The organism is Micromonospora sp. NPDC005367 (genome assembly GCF_040606825.1).
Classification (GTDB): domain Bacteria; phylum Actinomycetota; class Actinomycetes; order Mycobacteriales; family Micromonosporaceae; genus Micromonospora.
On sequence record NZ_JBEXFP010000013.1, the window covers coordinates 46,873 to 73,037 of the forward strand.

Genomic DNA, 26,165 nt, shown 5'->3' on the forward strand with positions numbered 1-26,165 from the left:
CAGGATCACCTGGCCATGAGACTGCTCGACCATCCACGAGTTTCGACCGGAAACGCCGGTGACAGACAGTTCGATGCGCACCGCGGCTGGTTCATCGGGCCGTACTGGGCTCAGGACGCGGGCCTCCGCAGCACCAAGGACATCGAGGTGAAGTGGAGTTCCCATGTTGCCGGCGCGGAGCGAGCACCCGCCGCGGCGTACCAGAACTTCGTGAGCCTGGCGATCCTCGTCACCGGCACATTCCATTTCTCCTTTCCCGGCGAGGCGCTGGACGAGGTACTGCTCCGTGAGCGAGGGGACTATGTCATCTATGGCCCCGAGGTGCCCCATTCCTGGAAGGCGATGGAGGATTCGATAGTCATCACCGTGCGTTGGCCGGGTTGAATCGGCGGCTGCTTCGGCGGCTGGGACGGACGAGGGCGGTCGGAGGATGTCGCGTGAGGTAGCGTCCGATGTGGTGGTCGTGGGTGCTGGCGTCTCCGGGCTGCTGACCAGCTTGAAGCTGGCGCAGGTCGGCCTACGGGTGACTCTCGTCGAGCGCTCGTCGACGATCGCGCCCGCCGCGTCGTCCCGCAACGAGGGATGGCTTCACGCCGGGACGTACCACGCTTCGGCGATCGCGGACCCGCACGAGGCGGTTCAAGTCGCCCGCAAGTGCCTGTACGGCTACCACCAAATACGGAATCTGGCGCCGGAGTCCCTCGAGTGGTCCAACGGGCTCGCGATCGCGCTCGTCGCCGAACCGGTGCGCTCACAGCAGGCCGAGGGGCGGTGGGAGGAGGCGCAGGTCCGCTTCCGAAGGGTCCGCCCGCGCGACGTCGAGCCCGCTCTCCCAAACGTCGACCTCAGTCGGGCAGTATGCGCCTACCTCGTCCAGGACGTGGGGATAGACATCCGACTCCTGTATCGCCGGCTGCTCACGGAGGCGCTGCGAAGTGGCGTGAGCATCGAACTCGACTCGGAGTTCCACTTCGTCTCGGACACCGTCGGAGAATGCGTGCGTCGACACGACGGCGCCGTTTCGAGGCTCCGCTACCGTCGGGCCGTGCTTGCGGCAGGACACGAGATCAATCGGCTGAGCACGCAACTCGGCTGCCCGGTTCCGCTGCGGCTGTGGAAAAGCCACATTCTCTACGGGCCGCAACTGGTGGACCGGCCGGTCTTCTGGCTGGATCCTCTGGAGGTCGCGATCGTCAACCACACTCCGTCGGTCAGCGTCGTCGGAATGACCACCGACGCGATCGAGGTGGAGAAGGCCGACGTCGAGGTCGAGCCGAGCCGGATCGCCCTCGTTCAGGAGGCGATGAGACGGACCATCGTGGGTGAGCATGGCGACCGCTTCACCGCGTACGCATGCATCAAGGTCGACATGCGGTCGGGGCGAGTGCCGCTCTCGGTGAACTCCGAAATCCGGCGCCTCTCGTCCGCGGTCTACTGCGTATCGCCCGGAAAACTCACCGAGGCCCCGTTCGTCGCCGATCGGGTCGTCCACCAGATCTGCGACGAGCTGCTCGACGGCCGGATACCAGCACGCCCGTGGGACCAGGCGCGCTAAGCGCGATACTTCCCGCAGCTCACAGCATCCGGGACGACCAGAGCAGGCTCGACGCCCCGGCGCAGAGCGCCAGCAGCAGCGCGATCCCCGCGTACCACTGGGTGATCTCCCGCGGCTCCGTCCGGAACCCGATCGAGCTGCCCATGTCCTGGTAGACCTGTTTGAGCTCGGTCACCGAGGCCGCCTCGTAGAAGTAGCCCTCGGTCGTCTCGGCCAGCTCCGCCAGGGCCATCCGGTCCACCGGCACCCGTTGCAGCTGCCCACCGATGTCCACCTGCCCGCCGTCCGTGCCGAACGCGATGGTGGAGACCGGCACGTTGGCCGCCTGGGCGGCGGCGGCCGCCTCCTCCACGGCGCGACCCGCGGTGCGGTAGCCGTCGGAGAGCAGCACGATCCTGGCCGGCGGAATCCCGGCGGCCCCGTCGGCGGGCACCGACCGGATGGCCTCCAGGCAGGTGAAGACGGCCTCCCCGGTCGCCGTCGCCTCGGCCAACACCAGCCCGTCGATCGCGCTGGTCACCGCGCCCCGGTCCTTGGTCGGCGGCACCAGCACGTTCGCCGACTTCGCGAAGGAGACCAGACCCAGGTTGTAGCTCTCCGGCAGCTCGTCCACGAACTGCTTGGCCGCCTCCTGCGCGGCCTCCAGCCGGTTCGGCGACACGTCGTCGGACTGCATCGACAGCGACACGTCGATGGCGAGCATGACGGTGGCCCGCTCCAGCGGCTCCTTGGTGTCGACGGCCGGCCGGGCCAGCGCGGTGGCGAGCACGAGCAGGCAGAGCAGGAAGGCGGTGGCCGGCGCGTGCCGCCGCCAGCCGAGACCCTTCGGCGCCAGGGTGCGCAGCAGCTCCACGTTGGTGAAGCGCATCGCGTACGCCCGGCGATTCAACTGCCGCCACACGTACAGGGCGGCGAGGGCGAGCACCGGCAGCACGGCCAGCAGCCACCACGGTTGCATGAAACGGATCATCGTGTCGTCCCTCGGGTGCGGGTGTGCCGCTGCGCGGCCACGAAGCGCACCATGTCCAGCAGCCAGTCTCGGTCGGTACGCAGACGCAGGTGCCCGGCCCCGGCGGCCCGCAGCGCGCCGGAGATCTCCGCGCGCTGGGCGGCGGCCGCCTCGGCGTAACGGTGGCGCAGGCGCGGGTCGGCGGTCTGCACCTCGTGCAGCTCGCCGGTCTCCGGGTCGACCACGGGCAGCACACCCACGTCGGGCAGTTCCAGCTCCCGCGGGTCGACCACCTCGACGGCCAGCAGGTCGTGGCGTACCCGGAGCTTCCGCAGCGGCCGGGCCCACTGCGCGGGCGGGGCGAGGAAGTCGGACACGACCACGACCAGACCACGCCGGCGGGGCGGCCGGTTCAGCATGTCGATCAGGGCACCCAGATCGCTGCGGCCGGGCCGCAGCTCGGTGCCGGCGACGGCGCGGAGCAGGCCCTGGGCCTCCCGGCGCCCGGAGCGGGCGGGCAACCGGGTCAGCGTCCCGGGCGCGGCGGCCGGTGCGACGAGGCGACGGCGACCGGCGGGCGGTGCGCCGGCCCCGGTGCCGATCACCGCGCCGACCCGGTTGCCGCCGCGCACCGCCAGGTGGGTGAGAGCGGCCACGGCCGCGACCACCACCTCCCGTTTGAGCCACCGCCCGGTGCCGAAGTCGAGGCTCGCGGACAGGTCCACCGCCAGCCACGTCTCCAACTCCCGGTCGGCGACCGTCCGCCGGACGTGCGGTGTGGTGGTGCGCGCGGTCACCGGCCAGTCCATCCGGCGTACGTCGTCGCCGGGGCGGTACTCGCGGGACTCCCCCGCCTCGCTGCCCGGGCCGGGCAGCAGTCCGACGTAGTCGCCCTGGAGCAGGCCGTCCAGCTTGCGGGTGACCAGCAGTTGCAGGCGGGAGAGGACGGCCTCCGACCGGTCGGCGGGGGCGGGGCGAGGAGTGGCTGAGGTCACGGGCGCTGCCCGGGCCAGCCGGCGCCCGGCGGCGGCGCGATGGGCGCCGGGGTCGCCTGCTGTCTCGGCGCGACCGAGGGCAGCGGGATCGTGGACATCACGCGGTGCACGATGTGGTCGGCCGGTACGTCGTCGGCGAGCGCGTCGTAGCTGAGCACCAGCCGGTGGCGCAGGATGTCCGGCGCGATGTCCTGCACGTCCTGGGGAAGCGCGTAGTCCCGGCCCCGGAGCAGCGCCAACGCTCGGGTGGCCCGGACCAGCCCGAGCGAGGCGCGCGGGCTGGCCCCGTACTGGATGAGCTGCGCGACGTCCGGCATGCCGTGCTCGGCCGGGGCACGGGTGGCGAGCACCAGCCGGACCGCGTAGTCGACCAGGGCGTTGTGCACGAAGACCTGGTCGGCCTTGCGTTGCAGCGCCACGAGGTCGGTGGCGGTGAACACGGGTGCCGGTTCGGGGGCGGCCACCCCCATCCGGTAGACGATCTCCCGTTCCTCGACGTCGGTGGGGTAGCCGACGACGATCTTCATGAGGAAGCGGTCCCGCTGCGCCTCCGGCAGCGGGTAGACACCCTCCTGCTCGATCGGGTTCTGGGTGGCCATCACCAGGAACGGGTCCGGTACCCGGTGGCTCTCCCCGCCGATCGAGACCTGCCGCTCGCTCATCACCTCGAGCAGCGCCGACTGCACCTTGGCCGGCGCTCGGTTGATCTCGTCGGCGAGCAGGAAGTTGACGAAGACCGGGCCGAGTTCGATGTCGAACTTCTCGCTCGACTGCCGGTAGATACGGGTGCCCATGATGTCGGCCGGCACCAGGTCGGGGGTGAACTGCACCCGCGCGAAGGAGCCGCCGACGACCTTGGCGAGGGTCTCGACCGCGAGGGTCTTGGCCACCCCGGGCACCCCTTCGAGCAGGCAGTGACCACGGGCGAGGAGCGCGACGACCATCCGCTCCACCATTCGATCCTGCCCGACGATCACCCTCTTGATCTCGAACAGCGCCCGTTCCAGCAGGGTCGCGTCCTCGGCGGGCGTGGTCACCGGCGGGGGCGTCTCGGGTGCTGTCCCGTTCGGCGTCGGGGCGTCGGGCGTGGTCGGCTGGGCCACCGGTCCTCCACAGCATGATCGGTTGTCGCGGCGTGGTGCGTATCAAGACTCGCATGCCTGGCTGAGTACCGAGGTGGGGAGAAGGCGATTTCCGCCGCGCCGTCCCGAGCGGCCGGATCGCCACGTTCGGGGTGGACAGGAACGGCACCGGCGCGTGTACGATTCACCCGTCGCCGGGCGGCTCCCCCCGTGGCCGCCCGGCGCTCATCTTCTCTCCCCGCCGCTGGCCTAGACTGGCCGGGATGAGCATTCCCTCTCCCGCCGACGAGCCGCTGATCTGCTCGGCAAAGGGGTGCCAGGCGCCCGCGACCTGGGCGCTGCGGTGGAACAATCCTCGGCTGCACGACCCCGACCGGCGCAAGACCTGGCTGGCATGTCCGGCACACCGCGAGACCCTCGGCGACTTCCTCGACGCACGCGGCTTCCTGCGTGCGGTCGCACCACTGGCCGGATCGCCTACGCTCGAAGCGTGAGCGCGCAGAACGGAACGCCCCGGTGAGTGCCGCGGAGTCCCACCAGCCACCGGCCGCGGCCGGGGCGGGCCCCTTCCCGTCCCCGTCCGTGCCAGGCCCGCCGCCGGCCGGGCCGCTGGAGCCGTGGCCGGAGACCGTCCGCTGGCAGCCGATCTCGCGGGACCTGATCTGGGTCGAGTTGCTCAGGCTCGCCGCCGTACTGGTGGTCTTCCTGCTGGGAGTGGTGATCGGCTGGGTGCTCAACGGTCACTGGCTGTTCGGGCTGGGCCTCGCCGTCGTCCTGTTGCTGGGCGCGGCACGTGCCGTCTCGATCGTCCGCGCGGTCCACGCCTGGGGCTACGCGGAGCGTTCCGACGATCTGCTGGTCCGGCACGGGCTGCTGGTCCGGCGGCTGTCCATCGTGCCGTACGCCCGGATGCAGTTCGTCGACGTCAGCGCCGGCCCGCTGGAGCGCGCCTTCGACCTCGCCACCGTCCAGTTGCACACCGCCGCGGCGGCGAGCGACGCCCGGGTGCCGGGGCTGCGGCCGGCCGAGGCGTCCCGGCTGCGCGACCGGCTCACCGCGCTGGGCGAGGACCGGGCGGAGGGGCTGTGATCGTCCGCTGCGGCTCGTCGCCGCTGCTCACGGAGCCGGCTCGATGAGCGACGGCCCGGCCGAGCCGGCCGCCCAACCGCCCGCGCCGTCCGAGCCACCGGCCGCCGGCACGCCCGCGCCGCCCGCCCCGCCCACGCAGCCCATGCCGCCGGCCGCTCCCGAGGCATCCGCTGCCGGGCCGGCGCCGGTTCCACCGCCGCACCCCGGCGCCCCGCCGTACCCCGGCGCCCCGACGCCGTACCCCGTCACCCCGGCTCACCCCGGCGCCCCGCCGCACCCGGCTCCACCGGGCTACCCGGGTGGACCGCCGCCGTACACCGGGCCGTACCCAGCTGGACCGCCGTACGCCGGGCCGTATCCAGCTGGACCGCCGTACGCCGCGTACCCCGGCGGGCCGCCACAGGCCGGGCCGTACCCCGGTGGGGGCTGGCCCGCGACACCGTACGGCGGCTCGCCGCAGCCGGTCGGACCGGGCATGTACGTCCGGCCCGGCCCGCCCGCCTGGTCGGACCCGGTGGAACCGCGAAAGCGGCTGCATCCGCTGAGCCCGGCCCTGCACGGCGCCAAGTCGCTGGTCGTGGTGATCGCCGGCCTCTCCTGGTCGACCCTGTCCCGGGTGGGCTTCGGCTGGTTCGCCGCGATGGTGGTCGTGCTGGCCCTCGGGGCGACCGTGATCTCGATCATCAGCTGGTACAACACCGGCTACCACGTGGTCGGCCGGGAACTGCGGGTGTACGAGGGGCTGCTCTGGCGGCGTACCCGCGCCATCCCGCTGGAGCGGTTGCAGGCCGTGGAGGTGGTCCGGCCCCTGCTCGCCCAACTCACCGGCCTGGCCGAGCTGCGTCTCGAGGTGGTCGGCGGCGGCAAGACCGAGGCACCCCTCGCGTACCTCACGGTGGCCGACGCGGCCGCGCTGCGCGGGCGGCTGCTGGCCCTCGCCGACCGGGTCGGGCAGCCCGCGGTCGCACCGGCGGCCGGCGCGGCGGTGCCGGCAGTGGCGGGCCGGCCGGCCGCCCCGGCGGCGGCACCGCCCGGCCGGGCGCTGCACACGGTAGGCAACCAGGACCTCCTGGTCAGCCAGTTGCTCACGCCACAGGCGTTCCTGCTGCCGCTCGGCCTGGCGTTCGTGATCGCGCAGTTCCTCTCCGAGGACTCGTGGTCGTTCATCGCGGTGGCGAGCACGCTCACGGCGATGGCCGGTGTGGTGCTGCAACCCGTCCGACGGGTCCTCGACGACTGGAACTTCCGGCTCGCGCGGGACGACGGGACGCTGCGCGTACGCAACGGCCTGCTGGAGACCCGGGCGCAGACCGTCCCACTGCGCCGGGTGCAGACCGTACGGGCCACCTGGCCGCTGCTGTGGCGGATGAAGGGCTGGCTGCGGCTGCGGCTGGAGGTGGCCGGTTACTCGGTCGGTGAGGGCGACGAGCGGAACCGCCCGGACCGGCTGCTGCCGGTCGGGGACCTACCGACCGCCGAGCTGATCGTGGCCGAGGTGCTGCCGGGGGTACGGCTGACCGGGCTGCCGCTCACCCCGCCGCCACCCCGGGCGCGCTGGCTGCACCCGGTCGGGCGCAACGCCCTCGGCGCCGGGCTGCACGAGCAGGTCGTGGCGGTCCGCTCCGGGCTGCTCACCCGGCAGGTGACCGTCGTGCCGTACGCCCGGATTCAGAGCGTCCGGGTGGTGCAGGGGCCGTTGCAGCGCTGGCTGCGGCTCGCCACCGTGTACGCGGACACCGCGGGCGGTTCGGGCGCGGCGGCCGAGTCCCGCGACGTCGACGAGGCGTGGGCGCTGGCCGCGGAGTTGACCGCGCGGACGCACACCGCGCGCCGGGCCGGTTGATCTCGGCCGGCTCAGCCGGTGGCTCGTACCCCCGCCGGATCGGCGGCCGGTGCGGTGTCCTCGGCCTCGGCCGGCGCCGCGGCGGCCGATCCGTCGCCGGTCGGCAGCGGGTCGCGGCTCGCCGCCGCGGTGCCGGCCGGGCCTCGGCGGGCACGGTGGGCGGCCCACCACCGCTCGGCCAGGCCGACGACGAGGAACGTCACTCCGACGTACGTCCAGCCGACCAGCACGTCGATCACGTAGTGCTCGCCCGAGTACACCAGGGTGAAGGTCATCGCCAGTGGGTAGGCCAGCAGCAGCGGCCACCAGCGCTTCCGGGTGGACGTCATGAAGAACAGCACCACGAAGAGCGCCCAGGCGGTGTGCAGCGACGGCATCGCGGCCACCGGGTTGGAGGCGATCTGGCCGGCGTTGAGCAGGTTGCCGGCGCCGTGCATGCCGAACTCCTTCCACCCCCGGGTGGAGATGCGCGCTACCTCCTCGATCAGGCCGTTCTGGGCGGCCCACCAGGGCGGGGCCGCCGGGTAGAGGAAGTAGGTGGCCAGGCCGGCGGCGCAGAGGAAACCCCACCGCCGCATGTACGCCCCCCAGCGGGACCGGTTACGCAGCCACAGCACCGCCGCGGCGGCGAGGGTGACCACGAAGTGGGAGAAGTAGACCCAACTGGCCGCCACGTCCCACCACTGCACCTCGGGCCGGTACAGGTGCTGCTGGAGCCAGACGGTGGGCACCTGCCCGCCCGTCGCCCAGCCGAACATGAAGCGGTCGGCGGCAACCAGCTCGTACGCGTGCGGCACCGCGCCGTTGTCCGCGAAGCCACGGGAGAGGTTGTACACGGCGAAGAGCAACACCACCGGCACCCAGTCGCGCGCGAAGCGCAGGTGGCTGCGCCAGGGCCGGGACGAGTGCCAGGCGATGGTGGCCGCCCAGATCCAGAGGAACGCGTACGCCGGGTCGGTGGGCAGCCCGATGAGGAACCAGGCGGCGACGAAGGCCATCCCCCAGATCGTCATGGCGACCAGACGGCGACGCCCGCGGTCCGGCGGCGCGGGCGGGTCGGTCCGGGCGGGGGGCTGGGGGTCAGTCACGACGGCCATCGCGGTCAAGGTTAACGGCGGGCGTGGCATCGACCGACGCCAGCCACCAGCGCGTCGCCGGTGGCCGGCCGGGCTGCCGCGTTACGGGCCGGTAGAGCCCGCCTGCTCACCGCCCGTCGCGGGCATGGCCCCCGGGCCACCCGGGGCCTAGGGTGTTGGCCATGCAGGAACAGCCCGTGCCCGGATTCACGCCGGGGCTGACCGCCCGGGTGGAGTTGACCGTCACCGACGCCGACACCGCGCAGGCGGTCGGCTCCGGAGACGTGCCGGTCCTGGGCACACCGCGCGTCGTGGCGCTGGCCGAGGCGGCGTCGGTGGCCGCGACCGCGGCGAGCCTGCCGCCCGCCATGACCACGGTGGGTGTCCGCGTCGAGCTCGACCACCGGGCCGCCACCCCGGTCGGGAGAACGGTCCACGCCCAGGCCCGGCTCGCCGAGGTCGACGGGCGACGGCTGTTGTTCGAGGTGCGCGTGACCGACGGTGCGGAGACGGTGGCCGACGGGCGCGTGGAGCGGATCCTCGTGGACCGCCGGCGCTTCGTGGAGCGGGCCACCCGTACCGCATGACCGGCCGTTTCGTCGAGGTCGCCGACGGCGTGCACGTGTTCAACGAGCCGGTGCTCGACGTCAACGTCACGCTGGTCGTCGGGGACGGCGCCGCCCTGCTGGTCGACACGCTCTCCACCGCCGGGCAGGCCGCCGAACTGGCCGTCGCCGCCCGAGCGGTCACCACCGCCGGGTGGACGGTGGTGAACACCCACCACCACTTCGACCACTGCTTCGGCAACGCCGTCCTCGCCGGGCAGCCACCCCGCCCGATCTACGCGCACGAGCGCGTCACCACGGCGCTGCGAGAGCACCCGGACCGGCTGCGCCGGGAGGCGTACGACGAGGTGTCGGCCGGCTGGCCGGAACTCGCCCCCGCGCTGGCCGCCACCGTGCTGCTGGCACCTACCCACTCGGTACGCACGCAGACGCTGCTGGACGTGGGCGGCCGGCCGGTGCTGCTGCGCCATCCCGGACCGGGGCACACCGACGGCGACCTGGTGGTGCACGTACCGGACGTGGACGTGCTGGTCGCCGGGGACCTGATCGAGCAGAGCGGGCCGCCCGCGTTCGAGGACGCGTACCCGCTGCGCTGGCCCGACGCCGTGGTCGACCTGCTGCGGCTGTGCACCGCCACGACGGTCGTGGTTCCCGGGCACGGCCGCCCGGTGGACGTGGACTTCGTCCGGGCCCAGCAGCGGCAACTGGCGGAGCTGGCCGGGCTGACCCGGGCCGGGCACCGAGCCGGCGTCGCGCCGGAGCGGCTCGCCGCCGACGCCCCGTTCGGTCCCGACGCCGCGCTGAGCGCGATCCGGCGCGGCTACGCCGAACTCGACGCCGCAGCCGTCTGAGCGGCGTGCACCCCCGCCCCCTTCAGAGGCCAGCGCCCCCTGATCGGCGTGCACCCCCGCCCCCTTCAAGAACGACTCGGGTTCCTTGAAGTCGGGGCGTCCACGGGCGCTGGACACCCCGACATCCACGCAACCCGAGTCGATCAACCCGCGACGAGGCCGTGACCCCGGGCGCGGTGTTCAGCCGGGTTCGCGGAGCAGCTCGGCGAGACGCTCCAGGTGCGGTACGGCGGCGGTCACTGCCTCCCGTGCCTCGGGGTCGAGCCGGTTCAGCGCGTCGGTGAGCAGGGCCACCCGGTGCCGGTGGTGGTCGGCGATTCGCTGTTCCGCGGCCTCGGTGACCCGCAGCCGGGCCACCCGGCCGTCCACCGGGTCGCGCTCGCGTCGCACCAGTCCGGCCGCGCCCAGATCGCGTACCAGGGTGCTGACGGTGTTGGGCGCGGTACGCATCCGGCTGGCCGCCTCCTTGACGCTCACGCCCGGGTTCGCCCGGACCAGCAGCATCAGTTCCGCCTGCGCGTCGGGCAGTTCGGGACGGTTCGCCCGCTGGGTCGCCGAGCGGCGCAGCAGCCGGTGCAGATCGCCCACGAGCGCGCCCAGCCGCGTCATGCTGTCGCCCGACATGACGTTCCCCACGAGGTGACCCTACCCGCGAGAGATACCTCTGACTACAGAGCTATGGTTACCGACCGAGATCGTCTTGATGGGGGAAGCACCGTGGTCCAGCTCGCGCGCACGTCCGTACGCTCCTCGTCGGGTCACGGCGAGGCGAACGCCGGCCCGGCGCGCGGCGGCCCGGGTCTGGTGGCCCTGCTCGGCCTGCTGACCGCGTTCGGGCCGCTGTCGCTCGACATGTACCTGCCTGCGTTTCCCGCCATGGCTCGCGACCTCGGGGCGGACCAGGCGCACATCCAACTCTCGCTCACCACCTGCCTGGTCGGAATGGCTGTCGGGCAGTTCGTGACCGGCCCGCTCAGCGACCGGTTGGGGCGGCGCCGGCTGGTGCTCGCGGGCGTGCTCGCGTACGCCGTACTCTCCCTGGTCTGCGCGGTCGCACCGAACGCCTCCGCGCTGGCGGTGGCGCGCTTCGCCCAGGGCTTCGCCGGCGGGATGGGCGTCGTGGTGGCGCGGGCGGTGGTCCGCGACCTGCACTCCGGTCGGGCAGCGGCGAAGTACTTCTCCCAGCTCACACTGATCTTCGGCGTCGCCCCGGTCGCCGCGCCCGGCATCGGCAGCCTGGTGCTGCGGTTCGGCTCGTGGCGTGCGGTCTTCGTCGCTCTCGCGGCGATCGGCCTGCTGCTCGCCGTGGCGGTCGCCTGGCGGCTGCCCGAGACCCTGCCGGTCGAGCGTCGCAACGGCGGCGGCCTGGTCAGCACCGTACGGACGATGCGGATGCTCGCCATGGACCGGGTCTATCTCGGCTACGCGCTGACCCAGGCCCTCGCCTTCGCCGGGCTGTACGCCTACATCTCCGGTTCGTCCTTCGTCTTCCAGGACGTCTTCGGTGTCTCCGACACCACCTTCAGCCTGATCTTCGGCCTCAACGCGCTGGGCCTGGTCGCCGTCGGGCAGGCCAACGCGCGGCTGCTCGACCGTTCGGACCCGCGGACGCTGCTGACCCGCACCCTGGTGGTCAGCACGGCAGCCGCGGGTGGACTGCTCGCGGGTGCGGTGGTCGGCAGCGCGTGGGCGGTGGCGGCCTGCCTGTTCGTGTTCGTCGCCTCGCTGGGCATGGTTACGCCGAACAGCACCGCGCTCGGACTGGACCGCCATCCGCGCCACGCCGGCAGCGCCGCGGCCCTGCTCGGAACGGTCCAGTCGGTGGCCGGGGCGCTCGCCGCGCCGCTGGTCGGTCTCGGCGGCGAGGGCAGCGGGGTGCCGATGGCCGCGGTCGTCGCGGGCGCCGTCGTGCTCTCCCTCACCGCGGTACTGGCCCTGACGCGCTCCGGTCCCGCCACCTGAACCCGCCGCCCACCGGGTCGCGCTCGCGTCCCGCCGGCCGGGCGGCGACCAAGGTCGCGTACCGGCCGGCGGCAGAGCGCGACTCAGTCCGCGAAGCGGGCCAGGACGGCGGCCCGGGTGGGCATCGACGTGGCACCGCCGGGCGACTCGCAGACCAGGCCGGCGACGCGCAGCGCAAACGCGACCCGCTCGATCCAGCCGGCCGGTTCCCCCGGCTCGCCGGCCACCAGCAGGTCGGCGATGATCGCGGCCATCACCGAGTCGCCCGCGCCTGTCGTGTCCACCGGATTGACCTTTGGCGCCGGTACCCGGACCGGGTCCGCGTCGGCCGCGGCGAGTACGGCGCCGTCGGCCCCGAGGGTCACCACCACCGTGGCGGCACCGAGTTCCCGCAGGTACGCGGCGACGCCCTCGACCGGCTCGCCGGGATAGAGCAGCGCGGCGTCGGCCTCGCTCAGCTTGACCACATGCGCTCCGGCGGCGAACTCGGCGACCACCTCGCGCAGCCCGGCGAGCGCGGCCTCATCGTCGAGCAGCCGCGGGCGGACGTTCGGGTCGAAGACCCGCAGGCCGGTGGCGAGCGACCAGGCATGCCGCGCGGCGGCCAGCACCGTCGGACGGAGCAGCACGACCGACCCGCAGTAGAGCACGTCCGCCCCTTCCACCACCGCGACGTCGAGGTCGCCGGCGGCGAGCAGACCGTACGAGGGCGGCTCGCCGTAGAAGCGGAAGTCCGGTTCCGCACCGGCGTGCGTGATCACCGCGAGCGCGGTGGCCGCCGGCGCGGTGACCGCCCCGTCGAGACCGACGCCGGCGGAGGCGAGGAAGTCGCGGATACGGCCGGCCAGGGCGTCGTCACCGAGAGACCCGACGAACTGCACGGCACCGCCGAGCCGGGCCACCCCGACCGCCACGTTCAGTGGTCCACCGCCGATCGCCTGCCGGTAGACCGGCGCCCCGTCGTACTCGGTCTCGATCAGGTCGACCAGTGCCTCGCCGAGCACCATCGCGTATCCCATTCCGGTCCCTTTCGTCCTCGCCCGCTGCCGCGCCGTCCGACGCGACGGTCACCCGCGCGCGACGTCACGCCTGGGGAGATCTTGTCGTACCAGGCTGGCACAGTGCGCACCACGGCGAACGTCGAAGACACGGTAACGGGGTCTTCGACCTGGACGAGGCGGCTGGGATCAGCGTCGTCACCAAGTTCTGGCCGGAGCGCGACGAGCCGCCGGCGGGCCGCGAGCACCTCGTCGAGCGCTACGCGATCGCCGAGGTGCAGCCCGGCTAGCCCGGGTGGTGGATCGGTCCGGCCAGTTCGGCCAGCGGTCGACCGCTGCCGCGCCAACGATCGGCGACGATCTGCGCGGCCACGCTCACCGCGGTCTCCTCGGGGGTACGTCCGCCCAGGTCGAGCCCGATCGGCGAGGCGAGCCGGGCGAGTTGCTCCGGCGTCACGCCCGCCTCGCGCAGCCGCTTGCGCCGCTCGTCGTGCGTACGGCGGGAGCCCATCGCCCCGACGTACGCCATCGGGTGGCGCAGCGCCAACGCGAGCACCGGCACGTCGAACTTCGGGTCGTGGGTCAGCACGCAGACGACCGTCCGGGCGTCGACCCGCCCCGCGTCCAGTTGCGCCTGCAGGTAGCGGTGCGGCCAGTCGACGACCACCTCGTCCGCGCCGGGGAACCGCCGAGCGGTGGCGAACACCGGTCGGGCGTCGCAGATGGTCACCCGGTAGCCGAGGAACGAGCCGATGCGGGCGACCGCCGCGGCGAAGTCGATCGCGCCGAAGACGATCATGCGTGGTGGTGTGGTGTACGCCGCGACGAAGAGGCTGACGCCGCTGCCGCGGCGCTGCCCGTCGTAGCCGTACCGGAGCATGCCGCTGCGGCCCGCGACGAGCATCCCGAGCGCGTCGGCGGCCGCCGCGGCGTCCAACCGTTCGCTGCCGAGCGAGCCGAGGATCCGATCGCCCGCGAGCACCAGCCTGCGGCCCAACCGGCCGTCCGGGTCGGCGGGGACCGCGCCGGGTTGGTCGCCGGAGTCGGCCGCGACGCAGGTGACGACCGCCGCCGGCGCCCCGGCCCGACGGGCCACGACGACCGCGTCGAGCTGCGGAAAGCCGGCGGGCTCGATCCGCTCGACGAACACCTCCAGCACTCCGCCGCAGGTGAGGCCGACGTTGAACGCGTCGTCGTCGCTGACGCCGTACCGGACCAGCTCGGGCAGGCCGCTGCCGAGCACGCCACGCGCCCGTTCGTAGAGGTCCGCCTCGACGCAGCCGCCGGAGACGCTGCCGGTGACCGTGCCGTCGGCGGTGACGAGCATCGTGGCACCGGGCGGCTGGGGCGCCGACCGCCAGGTGGCCACGACCGTGGCGAGGGCCACCGCTTCCCCGGCCCGCCAGCGGCGGTGCAGTTCGTCGAATGCGTCCCGCACCCGCACCGTCCCACCTCCCGGCGCACCGCCGGGCTCTCACCGCCGGACGGGTTAAGTCCGGCCATGCCCACGAAAATGTAGCGATTTGGAATATATGGTCGGCCGGACGACCAGGGGGTGTGAGTTGGTGAAGTCGCACCAGGCGGTCCAGACGGCGCCGGCCCCGGACAGCGCGGTGGTCCGAGGCCCGGACGAGGTGGAGGTCCGCCTGCGGGTGAACGGGACCGTCCGGAAGATGTTCATCGAGCCTCGGGTCAGCCTGCTCGATGCGCTTCGGGACCGGCTCGACCTGCACGGCACCAAGAAGGGCTGCAACCAGGGCGCCTGCGGAGCCTGCACGGTCTGGGTGGACCGGCGGCGGGTACTGGCCTGCCTGACGCTCGCCATCAGCTGTGAGAACCGCGAGATCACCACGATCGAGGGCCTGGCCGAGGGCGACACGCTGCACCCGATGCAGCAGGCGTTCCTGGACGCGGACGCGTTCCAGTGCGGCTACTGCACCCCCGGCCAGATCATGTCCGCCGTCGCGCTGCTCACCGAGGGGCACGCCCGTGACGACGACGAGATCAAGGAGTGGATGAGCGGCAACCTCTGCCGCTGCGCCGCGTACCCACACATCCGCAGGGCGATCCGGCGGGTCCGGGACGAGCAGGGAGGCGAACGTGCGTCCCATTAGCTATTCGCGGGTCTCCGACGTCCGGACCGCGATCGGCACCGTCGCCGCCGACCCCGACAGCGCGTTCCTGGCCGGCGGCACCACCCAGGTCGACCTGCTGCGCATCTACGTCGAACAGCCCCGCCGCCTGGTGGACATCAACGACCTGCCGTTGAAGCAGGTCGAAGAGCTGCCCGGCGGCGGCCTGCGGCTCGGCGGGCTGGCCCGGATGAGCGACGTGGCCGAGCACCCGACGGTACGGCGGCGTTATCCGGTGGTGACCGAGTCGCTGCTGCTGGGCGCCTCGCCGCAACTGCGGAACATGGCGAGCGTCGCCGGCAACCTCATGCAACGGGTTCGGTGCACGTACTTCCGCGACACCGAGGCGGCCTGCAACAAGCGCGCACCCGGTACCGGGTGCAGCGCCCTGGAAGGGGTCAACCGGGGGCACGCGGTACTCGGCACCAGCGAGTGCTGCATCGCCACCCACCCGTCCGACCTCGGGGTCGCCCTGATGGCGCTGGACGCGGTGGTGCAGACCGAGGGCCCGGCCGGACAGCGCGGCATCCCGATCGACGATTTCTACCTGCTGCCGGGGCGGACCCCGGAACGGGAGCACCCATTGACGCACGGCGAACTGGTGACCGGCATCGACCTGCCACCGCTGCCCGTCGCGGCCCGCTCCCGCTACATCAAGATCCGCGACCGGGAGTCGTACGAGTTCGCGCTCGTCGCGGTCGCGGTGGCCATGTCGGTGGTGGGCGGGCGGATCGCCGAGATCCGCCTGGCCCTCGGCGGGGTGGCCACCAAGCCGTGGCGGGCCCGCGCCGCCGAGAGTGAGCTCGACGGCGCGCCGGCGACCACCGAGTCCTTCACCCGTGCAGCCGAGGCGGAGATGGCGGCGGCGACACCGCACGGGATGAACGCCTTCAAGATCGAGCTCGGCAGGCGGACGATCGTCCGCGCCCTCACGGAGATGGCGGAGCGGGAGGGGTCGGCATGAGCCCGGCGATCGGCGCAACCCTGAACCGGGTGGACGGCCGCTACAAGGTACGCGGCGAGTCCCGGTACTCGGCCGAGGTGCCGGTGACCAACCTGGTCCACGCGGTGGTGGTGAACGCGAAGGTGGCCAGCGGGCGGATCACCTCGATCGACACCGGTGCGGCGGAACAGGCCACCGGGGTGCTGGCCGTGCTCACCCACCGCAACCTGGGCCGGGTCGCCAACGTGCCGCGGCTGCTGCCGTCGTTGGCCGGGCTCGCCGCACCCGGCCAGACGTTCTTCCCGATGCAGGACGAGACCATCCACTACGGCGGCCAGCCGGTCGCCATCGTGGTGGCCGACACCATCGAGCGCGCCGACCACGCCGGCACCCTGATCCGCATCGAGTACGAGACCACACCGGCGACCACCCTGCTGGACCAGGCCCGCGACCGGGCATACGTGCCGGAGCGGATCTTCGGCGGCCTGCTGCCGGGGCAGAGCTCCCGCGGTGACGTGGCGAAGGCCCTGGCCGAGGCCGAGGTACGCGTCGACGCCACCTACCGGTTCGCGCCCAATCACCACAACCCGATCGAGATGTCCGCCAGCACCGCGGTCTGGGACGACGTCGACCGGCTGACCATCTACGACTCGACGCAGGGACCGAACGCCGTCCAGCTCACCGTCGCCGAACTGCTCGGCCTGCCGCCGATCTCGATCCGGGTCGTCAGTCACGCCGTGGGCGGCAGTTTCGGCTCCAAGGCGATGGTCTGGCACCACCCGGCGCTGGCCGCGCTGGCCGCCCGGCACGTGGGCCGGCCGGTCCGGCTGGTGCTCACCCGGGAGCAGATGTTCACCTCGTGCGGGCACCGTGAGGAGCAGGAGCAGCGAGTCACCATCGGGGCCCACGCCGACGGACGGATCACCGCGCTACGCCATCACAAGATCTCACTGACCTCGTCGTTCGACGACTGGGCCGAGCCGTCGTTGCAGAGCGCGGCGGTGGCGTACCTCAACCCCAACTACGAGGGCATCTACCACCTGGTCCGGGGCAACACCATCACCCCCACCTTCATGCGCGCGCCCGGCGAGGCGAGCGGCATGTTCGCGCTCGAGTGCGCGATGGACGAGCTGGCCGAGCGGGTCGGGATCGACCCGCTGGAGTTGCGGATGCGCAACTACTCCGACACCGACCCCGAGAGCGGGAATCCCTGGTCCAGCAGTGGGCTCCGGGAGTGCTTCCAGCGGGCGGCGGAGCTGTTCGGCTGGCACGACCGGGACCCCCGGCCCGGGTCCCGGCGCGAGGGGCAGTGGCTGATCGGGACCGGCCTGGCCAGCGCGCTCTACCCGGTGACCCAGCCGGTCAACCCGCAGCGGGCGAAGGCCCGGATCTACAACGACGGCACGGCGGTCGTCGAGGCCGGTGTCTCGGAGTTCGGCACCGGCGTCTTCACCGCGATGACCCAGGTCGCCGCCGACGCGCTGGGCCTCCCGGTCGAGCGGGTGCGGTTCGTGGGCGGCAGCAGCGACCTGCCGAACATCACCGCCGCGGTGGGGTCGGCCGGCACCAGCGCGGTGGGCTCCGCCGTGCATGTGACGGCGTGCGAGCTGCGCGACCAGCTGATCCGGCGCGCCGTCGGCGACGACCACTCACCACTGCACGGCGCCGACCCGGCCAGGGTGGAGGTTCGCGACGGCAAGATGGTGCTGTCGGACCGTCCCGACGTCGGTGAGACGTACTCCGACCTGCTGCACCGCACGATGACGCCGGACGTGGAGGTGCTCGGCACCTGGAACCCGCCGCCGCAGGACGCCGGTTACGGCATCCACACCTTCGGAGCGCAGATGGCCGAGGTGGCGGTGGACGCGGACCTGGGTGTCGTGCGGGTACGCCGGATGGTCGGCGTGTTCGCGCCGGGACGGGTCCTCAACCGCAAGCTGGCGCACAGCCAGCTCATGGGCGGAATGCTCTGGGGGCTGGGCCAGGCGCTGCTGGAGGCCACCCGGATGGACCCGCGGCTGGGACGCTGGGCCAACGCCAGCCTCGCCGACTACCTGGTGCCGGTGAACGCGGACGCGCCGGACGTGGTGGTGGACACCGTCGAGATGCGGGACGACGTGGTCAACCCCATCGGGATCAAGGGGGTGGGCGAGATCGGCGTGGTGGGCGCGGCCGCCGCCATCGCCAACGCCGTCCACCACGCCACCGGTCGCCGCATCTACGAGCTGCCGATCACCCTGGAAAAGCTCCTCTAACCCCCACCCCACCGGGAGATGATCAAGAGGTTTGCGTCACCGGACGACGGCCGGATGACGCAAACCTCTTGATCGTGATGGAGCTGGCGGAGCTCAGCGGACCATCGAGCCGACGACCGGCTTCGTGAGCAGGGCCGACTGGTTGCGCTGGATGCCCGGGTCGAGCGTCTTGGCCACGAAGATGGCGTGCCAGATGCAGAAGATCAAGACGGTCCACACCTTGCGGGAGTGGTCCGCCTCCTCCCGCTTGTGCTCGTCGAGCAGGCGCATCGCGTACGACAGGTCGAGCAGGTCACCGGCGCCCGAGGTGGCCAGCACGTGACGCGCCCACTCGTACATCTCGCCCCGCAGCCATACCCGCGTCGGGGTCGGGAAGCCCAGCTTCTTCCGGTTGACGATCGCCGGTGGCACCACGCCCTGCAACGCCTGGCGCATCGCGTACTTCGTGGCGTCGGAACGCGGCGGCAGCTTCAGATCCACCGGGATCTTCGCCGCCACGTCGAAGACCTCACGGTCGAGGAAGGGCACCCGCACCTCGAGCGAGTGCGCCATCGAGATCCGGTCGGCCTTCACGAGGATGTCGCCGCGCAGCCAGGTGTAGAGGTCGACGTACTGCATCCGGGTGACGTCGTCCAGCTCGGTGCTCTCGGCGTAGATCGGCGCGGTGACGTCGGTGTAACGCACCGAGGGGTCGTACCGGCGCAGCAGGTGCTGCTTCTCCTCCTCGGTGAACATCCGGGCGTTGCCGTAGTAACGCTCCTCCAGCGGGGTGGTGCCGCGTTCGAGGAAGCTCTTACCCTTCACCCCCTGCGGGATGGCCTTGGAGACCGCCCGCAGCCCCTTCTGCACACCACCCGGCAGGTTGTTCACCGAGCTCAGCGAGAGCGGCTCCCGGTAGATGGTGTAGCCGCCGAAGAACTCGTCCGCGCCCTCGCCGGAGAGCACCACGGTGACGTGCTCGGCGGCCTTCTTCGCCACGAAGTAGAGCGGCACCAGGGCCGGGTCGGCGACCGGATCGTCGAGGTGCCAGACGATCTTCGGCAGCGCCTCCATCATGTCCTGCGGCCCGATCTTCGTCGGGATGGTGGTGACGTCGAGGTGCCGCGCCGACTCCTGGGCGACGTCGATCTCCGAGTAGCCGGGCACGTCGTAGCCGACGGTGAAGGTGAGGATGTTCGGGTTGAACTCCCGGGCCAGCGCCACCACGGCGGTCGAGTCGATGCCGCTGGACAGGAACGAGCCGACCGGCACGTCCGAGCGCATGTGCATCCGGACGCTATCCCGGAGCGTCTCCCGGATCTCGTGGTACAGCTTCTGCTCGTCGGGCACCGGAGCGGGCCGGAAGACCGGCCGGTACCAGCGGCGCACCTCGATCCGGCCACCCGGGGTCCAGGTCAGGTACTCCCCCGACCCGATCCGGTGGACCCCCTTGTGCAGGGTGCCCGGCTCCGGGACGTACTGGAGGGTCAGGTAGTGGCTGAGGTTCGCGGTGTCGATACCGGCGTCGCCCTCGTAGTTCGAGTGCGCGAAGGGCAGCAGCGCCTTCTTCTCCGAGGCGAGGTAGAGCCCGTCCGCGGTCTCCAGGTAATGCAGCGGCTTGATGCCGAAGTAGTCGCGGCCGCCGAAGGCCCGCCGCTCCTGCCGGTCCCAGATGACGAACGCGAACATGCCGCGCAGCCGGGTGAGTACCTGCTCGCCCCAGTAGTGGTAGCCGGCCACGATCACCTCACCGTCGCCGGCCGTGGCGAACTGCGCACCGAAGTCCCGGATCAGCTCGTCCCGGAGCTCGATGTAGTTGTAGATCTCACCGTTGAAGGTGAGCAGGTAGCGGCCGTTCGCGTACGGCAGCGGCTCGTGGCTGGAAGCCACATCGATGATCGCCAGGCGCTTGTGCGCGAAAACCGCGTCCGCGTACCGGCCGGACGCGTCGCCCACCAGCTCGACCCCTGTCTCGTCGGGGCCACGGTGGTGCAGGCACTCCAACGCGCCGGCAATGTGGTCGCGGTGCGCGCCGGCGTCACCGCGCGCGCTGAAGAAGGCCAGGAGTCCGCACATGGTCGTCATCTTTTCACGCGCGGAGAAGAGCCGTCGCGGCCGTCCGGCGATCCGGAAGGCTACTCACGCCGCCGCGGGTCGCGCGGTCGGTCGGCCGATCCCGCGGGTTCACGAGCACACGGGCACGCAGGTACCGTCGGCACCAGGATCCACGCGAGAGGAACGCAGCATGACCGAGGAGCGGGCCGCCGAAAAGCCGACGGATGGTACGGAATCACACGATCCTGCCTTTCCGGAGGCGTTTCTGTCCTTCATGCGGCAGGGCTGGCGGGACAGCGAGCTGGCGGTCACCCCCGCCCCCCAGGCACCCAACCACGCCAAGCGCCGGGCCGCCCTCTCGGCGGCCTTCCCCGGCGAGACGCTGGTGATCCCCACCGGGAACGAGAAGGTACGCGCGAACGACACCGCCTACCCGTTCCGAGCCGGCAGCGACTTCGCCTATCTGACCGGTGATCTCGAGCCGGACAGCGTGCTGGTGATGCGGCCGAACGGCTCCGGGCACGACGCGACGCTGTACATGCGCCCCCGCTCGTCCCGGCAGACCGACGAGTTCTTCCGCAGCCGGCACGGCGAGCTGTGGGTGGGCCGGCGGCCGACGCTGACGGAGAAGTCGGCCGAACTCGGCCTGCCCACCGCTGATCTGGCCGAGTTGGACGTGGCCCTCGCCGACCTGGCGCCACGGCGTACCCGGGTGCTGCGCGGGTTCGACTCCCGGGTCGATGCGGCCGTGCGCCCGTACGACGGCCCACGCGCCGAGGGCCAGCCGGCCCGGGACCACGAGTTGGCCGTCGTGATCTCCGAGCTGAAGCTGGTCAAGGACGAGTGGGAGATCGCGCAGCTCCAGGAGGCGATCGACGCGACCGTACGAGGCTTCGAGGACGTGGCGCGGGTTCTCCCCGCCGACCGGGGTGTCTCCGAGCGGCTTCTGGAGGGTGTCTTCGCGCTGCGGGCCCGGCACGACGGCAACGACGTCGGCTACGGCTCGATCGTCGGCGCCGGGGAGCACGCCACCACCCTCCACTGGGTGCACAACCACGGCACCACCCGCCCGGGTGAGCTGCTGCTGATGGACATGGGCGTGGAGAACCGCAACCTCTACACCGCCGACGTCACCCGGGTGGTGCCGGTGGACGGCCGGTTCACGCCGTTGCAGCGCCAGGTCTACGACATCGTGTACGCGTCGCAGCAGGCCGGCATCGACTTCATCAAGCCGGGAGTCGAGTTCCGCGAGGTGCACCGGACCTGCATGCGTGTGCTCGCCGAGGGCCTGGCCGACCTGGGCCTGCTTCCGGTGAGCGTGGACGAGGCGATGGACGAGAAGTCGACGGTCTACCGGCGCTGGACGCTGCACGGCTTCGGGCACATGCTCGGCATCGACGTGCACGACTGCGCCAACGCCTCGAAGGAGAAATACCGCGAGGGCACGCTCGGCGAGGGCTACGTGTTGACGGTCGAGCCCGGGCTCTACTTCCAGCCGGAGGACGAACTGGTCCCCGAGGAGCTGCGCGGCATCGGCATCCGCATCGAGGACGATGTGCTGGTCACCGCGTCCGGTGCGGTGAACCTCTCGGCCGGCCTGCCGCGGGCGGCCGACGAGGTGGAGACCTGGCTGGCCGCGCAGCGGGAGGCGGGTCCCCGCCTCCCGGGCTGACAGGTAGGACCGAACGCGGCGGGCCCCGCCGCCGGACGGTGACGTTTTCGAACGTTCCGCGCCGGCTGCGGGGCCCGTCCGTGTTCGTGCTGGTCGGGCCCTTCCTACCTAGGCGAACCGGTTGCCTCGACCGATGACCGATGTGAGAACAATGTGGGGTTTTCTCAGATACATCCCCGTCGCGAGGATCCTTCTCATACGGTGGCCATCAGAGGCTGCAACCGATTTGTAGCTGGTCGCACCGACTTAGAGCGGAGCGACCCCGTCTGGTAGCAGGAAAGGGCGGAAGGCTCTGATGTCCAATGACGTAACCACTCCCGACGGCGGGGCACCGGCCCCACCGCCGAGATCAGGACGACGGAAACTGTGGGTGGCCGCCGGCGTCGCGGGCCTGACCGGCGTGGTCGGCCTGGCGGCTCTGGGCGGCATGGCCGCACGTGACGACAAGGCTGGTGGCACGGACCGGCTGTCCGACGCGCAGTCATCCACCTCGAGGCAGAACGTCAGCGACGCCGGCGCGGCGGACGCGGGCGACGAAAAGGGCGCGGACGACCGGTCCGGCGACGACTGGAGCGGCGCCGACGCGAGCGGCGACGAGTGGAGCGGCGGCGACTGGAGCGGGCAGAGCGACCGCGCCGGCGAGAGCAAGGATCGCGAGCACAAGGACCAGGTCAAGAAGGTGCCCTGCGACACCGACAAGCTGATCCAGGCGATCGTCTTCGCCAACCAGAACCACGGCGCGACGCTCGAACTCGCCAAGGACTGCACCTACAACCTGACCCGGTACAACCAGTACGGAGACGGCCTGCCGGTCATCACCGAAAGGGTCACCCTCAAGGGCGACAAGACCAAGATCGTCCGGGACGCCACCGCCCAGTACTTCCGGATCCTGAACGTGGGTCCGGGCGGGCACCTGACGGTGAAGGGCCTGACCATCAAGGGTGGCCAGACCCTGAACCACCTCAGCGCGCCGGCCCCGGCCGCGGTCTGGTCGGCGTACTCGACCTCGGTCCAGGCGACCGAGGCGGTCAAGGTGGGCACGCCCACCGCTGTGGAGGCCGACACGCTGAAGGCGTTGGCCGACGCGAAGCCGGTCGACGCCACGAAGCCGGCGGGCAACGCGACGAAGCCGGCGGCTGAGGCGAAGGCGGCGGCCGACGCGAAGGCGGCGGCTGAGGCGAAGGCCACCGCGGTCGAACCGGCGACCGCCGCGGGGGCGGCCGCCGCGCCGGCTCCGGCCGACCAGGCCGCCACCGACGCCGGCGTCCTCGTGGAGATTCCGGAGTTCGGCGACGGCGCGGGCATCCTGGTGCAACCGGGTGGCACGGCCGACATCGAACAGAGCGAGATCCTGCTGAACCAGTCCGGCGGCAAGGGCGGCGGGCTGGCCAACTTCGGGCACACGCGGATCAGCAAGAGCACCGTCGCGGAGAACACCGCGTTCCGCTACGGCGGCGGCATCTTCAACGCCGGCGTGCTCCAGGTGGACGAGTCGTCGGTCAGGAACAACGAGGCCGGGATCGGCGGCGCCGGCATCGCCAACGGCGCCCCGGGCATCCTCAGGGACGACGTCGACGGTGGCTCGCTCTGGCTCTACAAGACCGAGGTCACGGGCAACAAGACCGTCGGCTTCGGTGGCGGCATCCTCGACGTCGAGGGTGACACCAAGCTGGAGTACGCGAAGGTCACCGACAACACGGCGGTACTCGCCGGTGGTGGCATCGCGGCGGCGGACAGCCAGCTCACGCTGAAGCACGTGACCGTGGCGAAGAACAGCACGGTGGGCGTCGGTGGTGGTCTGGCCATCGCGTTCGACAGCGTGGCGACGATCGAGGACAGCTCGATCAAGGACAACGTCGCCGCGTTCTTCGGTGGTGGCCTCTTCGTCGAGGACAGCACCGTGACGCTGCGCAAGAGCGAGGTCGCCGGCAACCGCGCCGTCGGGCCGCTCGGCATCGGTGGTGGCATCTTCACCATCTTCGGCAGCGAGGTCCGGGTGGACGAGACCAAGGTGAAGGACAACTTCGCCACCCTGCCGCCCGGCGGCATCTTCAACTCGCCCAGCAGCGAGGTGGAGCTCGATGACAAGTCGGCCGTGACGGCCAACCGTCCGACCAACTGCTTCAACGTTCCCGGCTGCTTCGCCTGACCGGCGAGGGGCTGGTTCACATAGAGGAAGGCCCTTCCGCGTCGTTTCGGACGACACGGAGGGGCCTTCCATTTCCATCGGGCCTGCCGCACGGCGTCCCGGCCGGGCAGTCTGGCGCGCTCCGCGCCGTCCGGGCCACACCGGAGCTGCCATCACCCTCCACCCCGTCCGGGCCCTGTCAAGCGGTCTCGATCCTGCCGGGGGTTCGCGACCCTGATTGCCCAATCGGGTACGGAATGTGGACTTATCTCGGATACGAGCCCGAGGCGAAGAACATTCTCATAAGTTGGGTTTCGGGAGCTACAACCGATTTGTAGCAGGGGACGCACGCCTGTGGCGGCGCGAACCTGTCTGGTACGAGGAGAGGGCAGAGAGCTCCGATGTCCAATCACCTAACCAACAACGAGGCCGCGGAGCCGGCGACGGCGGCCAAGCGCCGTCGTAAGGTCTGGCTCGCCAGCGGTGTCGCCGGTCTGACCGGTGTGGTCAGCCTTGCCGGAGTCGGCGTCGCCACCGGTGCCGGCGCAGCCGGCGTCGACGGCCTGCGCTGGGCCACCGCCCAGGTCAGCCAGGACGGCGACAAGGGCGGCGACTGGGGCGGCAAGGATGACCGCGACCACCGCGACGACAAAGGCGACAAGAGCGACAAGAACCGCAGGGACGACAAGGTGAGGGAGGTGCCCTGCGACACCGACAAGCTGATCCAGGCGATCGTCTTCGCCAACCAGAACCACGGCGCGACGCTCGAACTCGCCAAGGACTGCACCTACAACCTGACCCGGTACAACCAGTACGGAGACGGCCTGCCGGTCATCACCGAAAGGGTCACCCTCAAGGGCGACAAGACCAAGATCGTCCGGGACGCCACCGCCCAGTACTTCCGGATCCTGAACGTGGGTCCGGGCGGGCACCTGACGGTGAAGGGCCTGACCATCAAGGGTGGCCAGACCCTGAACTACCTCAGCGCGCCGGCCCCGGCCGCGGTCTGGTCGGCGTACTCGACCTCGGTCGAGGCGCAGGCGGCCGCGACCAAGGCTGGTAAGGCCGTGGCCATGACACCGCGCACCACGTTGCAGGCCGCGCCCAAGGCGACCCCGAAGGACGGCGTCAGCACCCTGGTCGAGCAGCCGGAGTTCAACGACGGCGCCGGCATCCTGGTACAGCCGGGCGGCACGGCCGACATCGAGCACAGCGAGGTCCTGCAGAACCAGTCCGGCGGCAACGGTGGTGGCATCGCCAACTTCGGCACCACCAGCATCCGGCAGAGCACCGTCGCCCAGAACACCGCCTTCTTCTTCGGCGGTGGTGTCTTCAACGCCGGCGTCCTGCGGGTCTTCGACTCGAAGGTGACGAACAACGAGGCGGGCATCGGTGGTGCCGGCATCTCCAACGGCGCCGCGGAGATCTTCACCGACGACGTCGACGGTGGCACGGTCTGGGTCGAGAAGAGCGAGATCAGCGGCAACAAGACCATCGGCTTCGGTGGTGGCCTCCTCGACATCGAGGGCAACACCACGGTGAAGCAGTCGAAGATCTCCGACAACACCGCGCTCGTCGCCGGTGGCGGCATCGCCGCTGCGGAGTCCTCGCTCAACCTTTACGACGTGAAGGTCGAGAAGAACAGCACCATCGGTGTCGGCGGCGGTCTCGCGATCGCCTTCGGCAGCCGGGCGAACATCGAGAACACCTCGATCAAGGACAACGTCGCGGCCTTCTTCGGCGGCGGCCTGTTCAACGAGCGCAGCATCACCGTGCTGCGCAAGAGCGAGGTCGTCGGCAACCGGGCAGTCGGCCCGATCGGCATCGGCGGCGGCATCTTCAACCTCGGCGGCGAGGTCCGGTTGGACAAGACCAAGGTCGCGGCCAACTTCTCCACCCTGCCGCCGGGCGGCATCTTCACCAGCAACTCCGGCGTGATCATCGACGACAAGTCGGCGGTCACCGCCAACCGGCCGACCAACTGCCTCGGCCTGGGGGCCACACCCCCCAACTGCTTCGGCTGACACCCCCGGGT

At 71.6% G+C, this 26,165-nt stretch carries 22 protein-coding genes; 14 read left to right on the forward strand and 8 right to left on the reverse strand.

Features of this window, described 5'->3' with window-relative positions; translation table 11 throughout:
* Positions 1-15 precede the first annotated feature (15 nt).
* Together ABZS42_RS11990 and ABZS42_RS11995 are read left to right on the forward strand one after the other, a co-directional pair.
* Complete coding sequence (locus tag ABZS42_RS11990; protein WP_355144353.1) at positions 16-384, forward strand: signal peptidase I; 369 nt, start codon at positions 16-18, stop codon at positions 382-384.
* 46 nt (positions 385-430) lie between these two features.
* Positions 431-1,555: an FAD-dependent oxidoreductase gene (locus ABZS42_RS11995; RefSeq protein ID WP_355144355.1), complete on the forward strand. Its 1,125-nt coding sequence runs from the start codon at positions 431-433 to the stop codon at positions 1,553-1,555.
* 19 nt (positions 1,556-1,574) lie between these two features.
* Here the strand turns inward: ABZS42_RS11995 and ABZS42_RS12000 are convergent, their stop codons facing one another.
* The 3 genes from ABZS42_RS12000 to ABZS42_RS12010 are packed head-to-tail and all read right to left on the reverse strand — an operon-like array spanning position 1,575 to position 4,602.
* Positions 1,575-2,525: a VWA domain-containing protein gene (locus ABZS42_RS12000; protein WP_355144357.1), complete on the reverse strand. Its 951-nt coding sequence runs from the start codon at positions 2,523-2,525 to the stop codon at positions 1,575-1,577.
* On the reverse strand, positions 2,522-3,517 hold the full coding sequence (locus tag ABZS42_RS12005; RefSeq protein WP_355144498.1) for a DUF58 domain-containing protein: 996 nt from the start codon (positions 3,515-3,517) through the stop codon (positions 2,522-2,524). Before ABZS42_RS12005 ends, ABZS42_RS12000 begins: the two co-directional genes overlap by 4 nt.
* A complete protein-coding gene (locus ABZS42_RS12010) occupies positions 3,496-4,602 on the reverse strand; it encodes a MoxR family ATPase (protein WP_355144359.1) in 1,107 nt (368 codons plus the stop codon). Before ABZS42_RS12010 ends, ABZS42_RS12005 begins: the two co-directional genes overlap by 22 nt.
* A 242-nt stretch (positions 4,603-4,844) precedes the next feature.
* Here ABZS42_RS12010 and ABZS42_RS12015 point away from each other — a divergent pair, with 242 nt between their 5' ends.
* From ABZS42_RS12015 to ABZS42_RS12025, 3 genes are all read left to right on the forward strand, one after another.
* Positions 4,845-5,075 carry a hypothetical protein gene (locus ABZS42_RS12015; protein ID WP_350792650.1) on the forward strand — a complete coding sequence of 77 codons (231 nt, stop codon included), beginning with the start codon at positions 4,845-4,847 and terminating at the stop codon, positions 5,073-5,075.
* 88 nt (positions 5,076-5,163) lie between these two features.
* Positions 5,164-5,670: a PH domain-containing protein gene (locus ABZS42_RS12020; protein WP_355144500.1), complete on the forward strand. Its 507-nt coding sequence runs from the start codon at positions 5,164-5,166 to the stop codon at positions 5,668-5,670.
* Between the two features lie 475 nt (positions 5,671-6,145).
* Positions 6,146-7,513 (forward strand): PH domain-containing protein, encoded by a 1,368-nt coding sequence (locus ABZS42_RS12025; RefSeq protein WP_355144502.1) that lies wholly within the window; start codon positions 6,146-6,148, stop codon positions 7,511-7,513.
* Positions 7,514-7,524: 11 nt separating this feature from the next.
* Here ABZS42_RS12025 and ABZS42_RS12030 read toward each other — a convergent pair whose 3' ends face one another.
* Positions 7,525-8,610, reverse strand: a complete 1,086-nt coding sequence (locus ABZS42_RS12030; RefSeq protein ID WP_355144361.1) for a phosphatase PAP2 family protein — start codon at positions 8,608-8,610, stop codon at positions 7,525-7,527.
* Positions 8,611-8,771: 161 nt separating this feature from the next.
* Here ABZS42_RS12030 and ABZS42_RS12035 point away from each other — a divergent pair, with 161 nt between their 5' ends.
* Together ABZS42_RS12035 and ABZS42_RS12040 are read left to right on the forward strand one after the other, a co-directional pair.
* On the forward strand, positions 8,772-9,176 hold the full coding sequence (locus ABZS42_RS12035; protein ID WP_355144363.1) for a hotdog domain-containing protein: 405 nt from the start codon (positions 8,772-8,774) through the stop codon (positions 9,174-9,176).
* Positions 9,173-10,006: an MBL fold metallo-hydrolase gene (locus ABZS42_RS12040; protein ID WP_355144365.1), complete on the forward strand. Its 834-nt coding sequence runs from the start codon at positions 9,173-9,175 to the stop codon at positions 10,004-10,006. Before ABZS42_RS12035 ends, ABZS42_RS12040 begins: the two co-directional genes overlap by 4 nt.
* Before the next feature lie 180 nt (positions 10,007-10,186).
* Here the strand turns inward: ABZS42_RS12040 and ABZS42_RS12045 are convergent, their stop codons facing one another.
* A complete protein-coding gene (locus tag ABZS42_RS12045) occupies positions 10,187-10,630 on the reverse strand; it encodes a MarR family transcriptional regulator (protein WP_355144504.1) in 444 nt (147 codons plus the stop codon).
* Between the two features lie 93 nt (positions 10,631-10,723).
* On the opposite strand from ABZS42_RS12045, the gene ABZS42_RS12050 reads away from it, so the two are divergent.
* Complete coding sequence (locus tag ABZS42_RS12050; protein WP_355144367.1) at positions 10,724-11,968, forward strand: multidrug effflux MFS transporter; 1,245 nt, start codon at positions 10,724-10,726, stop codon at positions 11,966-11,968.
* Between the two features lie 83 nt (positions 11,969-12,051).
* Here ABZS42_RS12050 and ABZS42_RS12055 read toward each other — a convergent pair whose 3' ends face one another.
* A complete protein-coding gene (locus tag ABZS42_RS12055) occupies positions 12,052-12,987 on the reverse strand; it encodes a carbohydrate kinase (RefSeq protein ID WP_355144369.1) in 936 nt (311 codons plus the stop codon).
* Between the two features lie 265 nt (positions 12,988-13,252).
* The gene (locus ABZS42_RS12060) at positions 13,253-14,410 is read right to left on the reverse strand and encodes an XdhC/CoxI family protein (protein ID WP_355144371.1); all 1,158 of its coding nucleotides are present in this window, start codon (positions 14,408-14,410) and stop codon (positions 13,253-13,255) included.
* A gap of 190 nt (positions 14,411-14,600) precedes the next feature.
* Here ABZS42_RS12060 and ABZS42_RS12065 point away from each other — a divergent pair, with 190 nt between their 5' ends.
* From ABZS42_RS12065 to ABZS42_RS12075, 3 genes are read left to right on the forward strand one after another with little or no spacing between them, the layout of a single operon-like run.
* Complete coding sequence (locus ABZS42_RS12065; protein ID WP_355144506.1) at positions 14,601-15,080, forward strand: (2Fe-2S)-binding protein; 480 nt, start codon at positions 14,601-14,603, stop codon at positions 15,078-15,080.
* The gene (locus tag ABZS42_RS12070) at positions 15,067-16,062 is read left to right on the forward strand and encodes a xanthine dehydrogenase family protein subunit M (RefSeq protein WP_355144373.1); all 996 of its coding nucleotides are present in this window, start codon (positions 15,067-15,069) and stop codon (positions 16,060-16,062) included. Before ABZS42_RS12065 ends, ABZS42_RS12070 begins: the two co-directional genes overlap by 14 nt.
* A complete protein-coding gene (locus tag ABZS42_RS12075; protein ID WP_355144375.1) occupies positions 16,059-18,296 on the forward strand; it encodes a xanthine dehydrogenase family protein molybdopterin-binding subunit in 2,238 nt (745 codons plus the stop codon). The genes ABZS42_RS12070 and ABZS42_RS12075 overlap by 4 nt, the downstream gene beginning before the upstream one ends.
* Before the next feature lie 93 nt (positions 18,297-18,389).
* On the opposite strand, the gene asnB is transcribed toward ABZS42_RS12075, so the two are convergent.
* On the reverse strand, positions 18,390-20,351 hold the full coding sequence (gene asnB / locus ABZS42_RS12080) for an asparagine synthase (glutamine-hydrolyzing) (RefSeq protein WP_355144377.1): 1,962 nt from the start codon (positions 20,349-20,351) through the stop codon (positions 18,390-18,392).
* A 169-nt stretch (positions 20,352-20,520) separates the two neighbouring features.
* On the opposite strand from asnB, the gene ABZS42_RS12085 reads away from it, so the two are divergent.
* The 3 genes from ABZS42_RS12085 (at position 20,521) to ABZS42_RS12095 (ending at position 26,154) form a co-directional block, all read left to right on the forward strand.
* Entirely contained in the window at positions 20,521-22,002 is a 1,482-nt protein-coding gene (locus ABZS42_RS12085) for an aminopeptidase P family protein (protein WP_355144379.1), read from the forward strand.
* A 295-nt stretch (positions 22,003-22,297) separates the two neighbouring features.
* Positions 22,298-24,151 (forward strand): right-handed parallel beta-helix repeat-containing protein, encoded by a 1,854-nt coding sequence (locus ABZS42_RS12090; RefSeq protein WP_355144381.1) that lies wholly within the window; start codon positions 22,298-22,300, stop codon positions 24,149-24,151.
* A 380-nt stretch (positions 24,152-24,531) separates the two neighbouring features.
* Complete coding sequence (locus ABZS42_RS12095; protein ID WP_355144383.1) at positions 24,532-26,154, forward strand: right-handed parallel beta-helix repeat-containing protein; 1,623 nt, start codon at positions 24,532-24,534, stop codon at positions 26,152-26,154.
* Positions 26,155-26,165: the final 11 nt, after the last annotated feature.

Coding starts and splice junctions, on each gene's coding strand:
- ABZS42_RS11990 (WP_355144353.1), top strand. CDS start 16: ATGAGACTGCTCGACCATCCACGAGTTTCGACCGGAAACGCCGGTGAC.
- ABZS42_RS11995 (WP_355144355.1), top strand. CDS start 431: ATGTCGCGTGAGGTAGCGTCCGATGTGGTGGTCGTGGGTGCTGGCGTC.
- ABZS42_RS12000 (WP_355144357.1), bottom strand. CDS start 2,525: ATGATCCGTTTCATGCAACCGTGGTGGCTGCTGGCCGTGCTGCCGGTG.
- ABZS42_RS12015 (WP_350792650.1), top strand. CDS start 4,845: ATGAGCATTCCCTCTCCCGCCGACGAGCCGCTGATCTGCTCGGCAAAG.
- ABZS42_RS12025 (WP_355144502.1), top strand. CDS start 6,146: ATGTACGTCCGGCCCGGCCCGCCCGCCTGGTCGGACCCGGTGGAACCG.
- ABZS42_RS12030 (WP_355144361.1), bottom strand. CDS start 8,610: ATGGCCGTCGTGACTGACCCCCAGCCCCCCGCCCGGACCGACCCGCCC.
- ABZS42_RS12035 (WP_355144363.1), top strand. CDS start 8,772: ATGCAGGAACAGCCCGTGCCCGGATTCACGCCGGGGCTGACCGCCCGG.
- ABZS42_RS12040 (WP_355144365.1), top strand. CDS start 9,173: ATGACCGGCCGTTTCGTCGAGGTCGCCGACGGCGTGCACGTGTTCAAC.
- ABZS42_RS12045 (WP_355144504.1), bottom strand. CDS start 10,630: ATGTCGGGCGACAGCATGACGCGGCTGGGCGCGCTCGTGGGCGATCTG.
- ABZS42_RS12055 (WP_355144369.1), bottom strand. CDS start 12,987: ATGGGATACGCGATGGTGCTCGGCGAGGCACTGGTCGACCTGATCGAG.
- ABZS42_RS12075 (WP_355144375.1), top strand. CDS start 16,059: ATGAGCCCGGCGATCGGCGCAACCCTGAACCGGGTGGACGGCCGCTAC.
- asnB (WP_355144377.1), bottom strand. CDS start 20,351: ATGTGCGGACTCCTGGCCTTCTTCAGCGCGCGCGGTGACGCCGGCGCG.
- ABZS42_RS12085 (WP_355144379.1), top strand. CDS start 20,521: ATGACCGAGGAGCGGGCCGCCGAAAAGCCGACGGATGGTACGGAATCA.
- ABZS42_RS12090 (WP_355144381.1), top strand. CDS start 22,298: ATGTCCAATGACGTAACCACTCCCGACGGCGGGGCACCGGCCCCACCG.
- ABZS42_RS12095 (WP_355144383.1), top strand. CDS start 24,532: ATGTCCAATCACCTAACCAACAACGAGGCCGCGGAGCCGGCGACGGCG.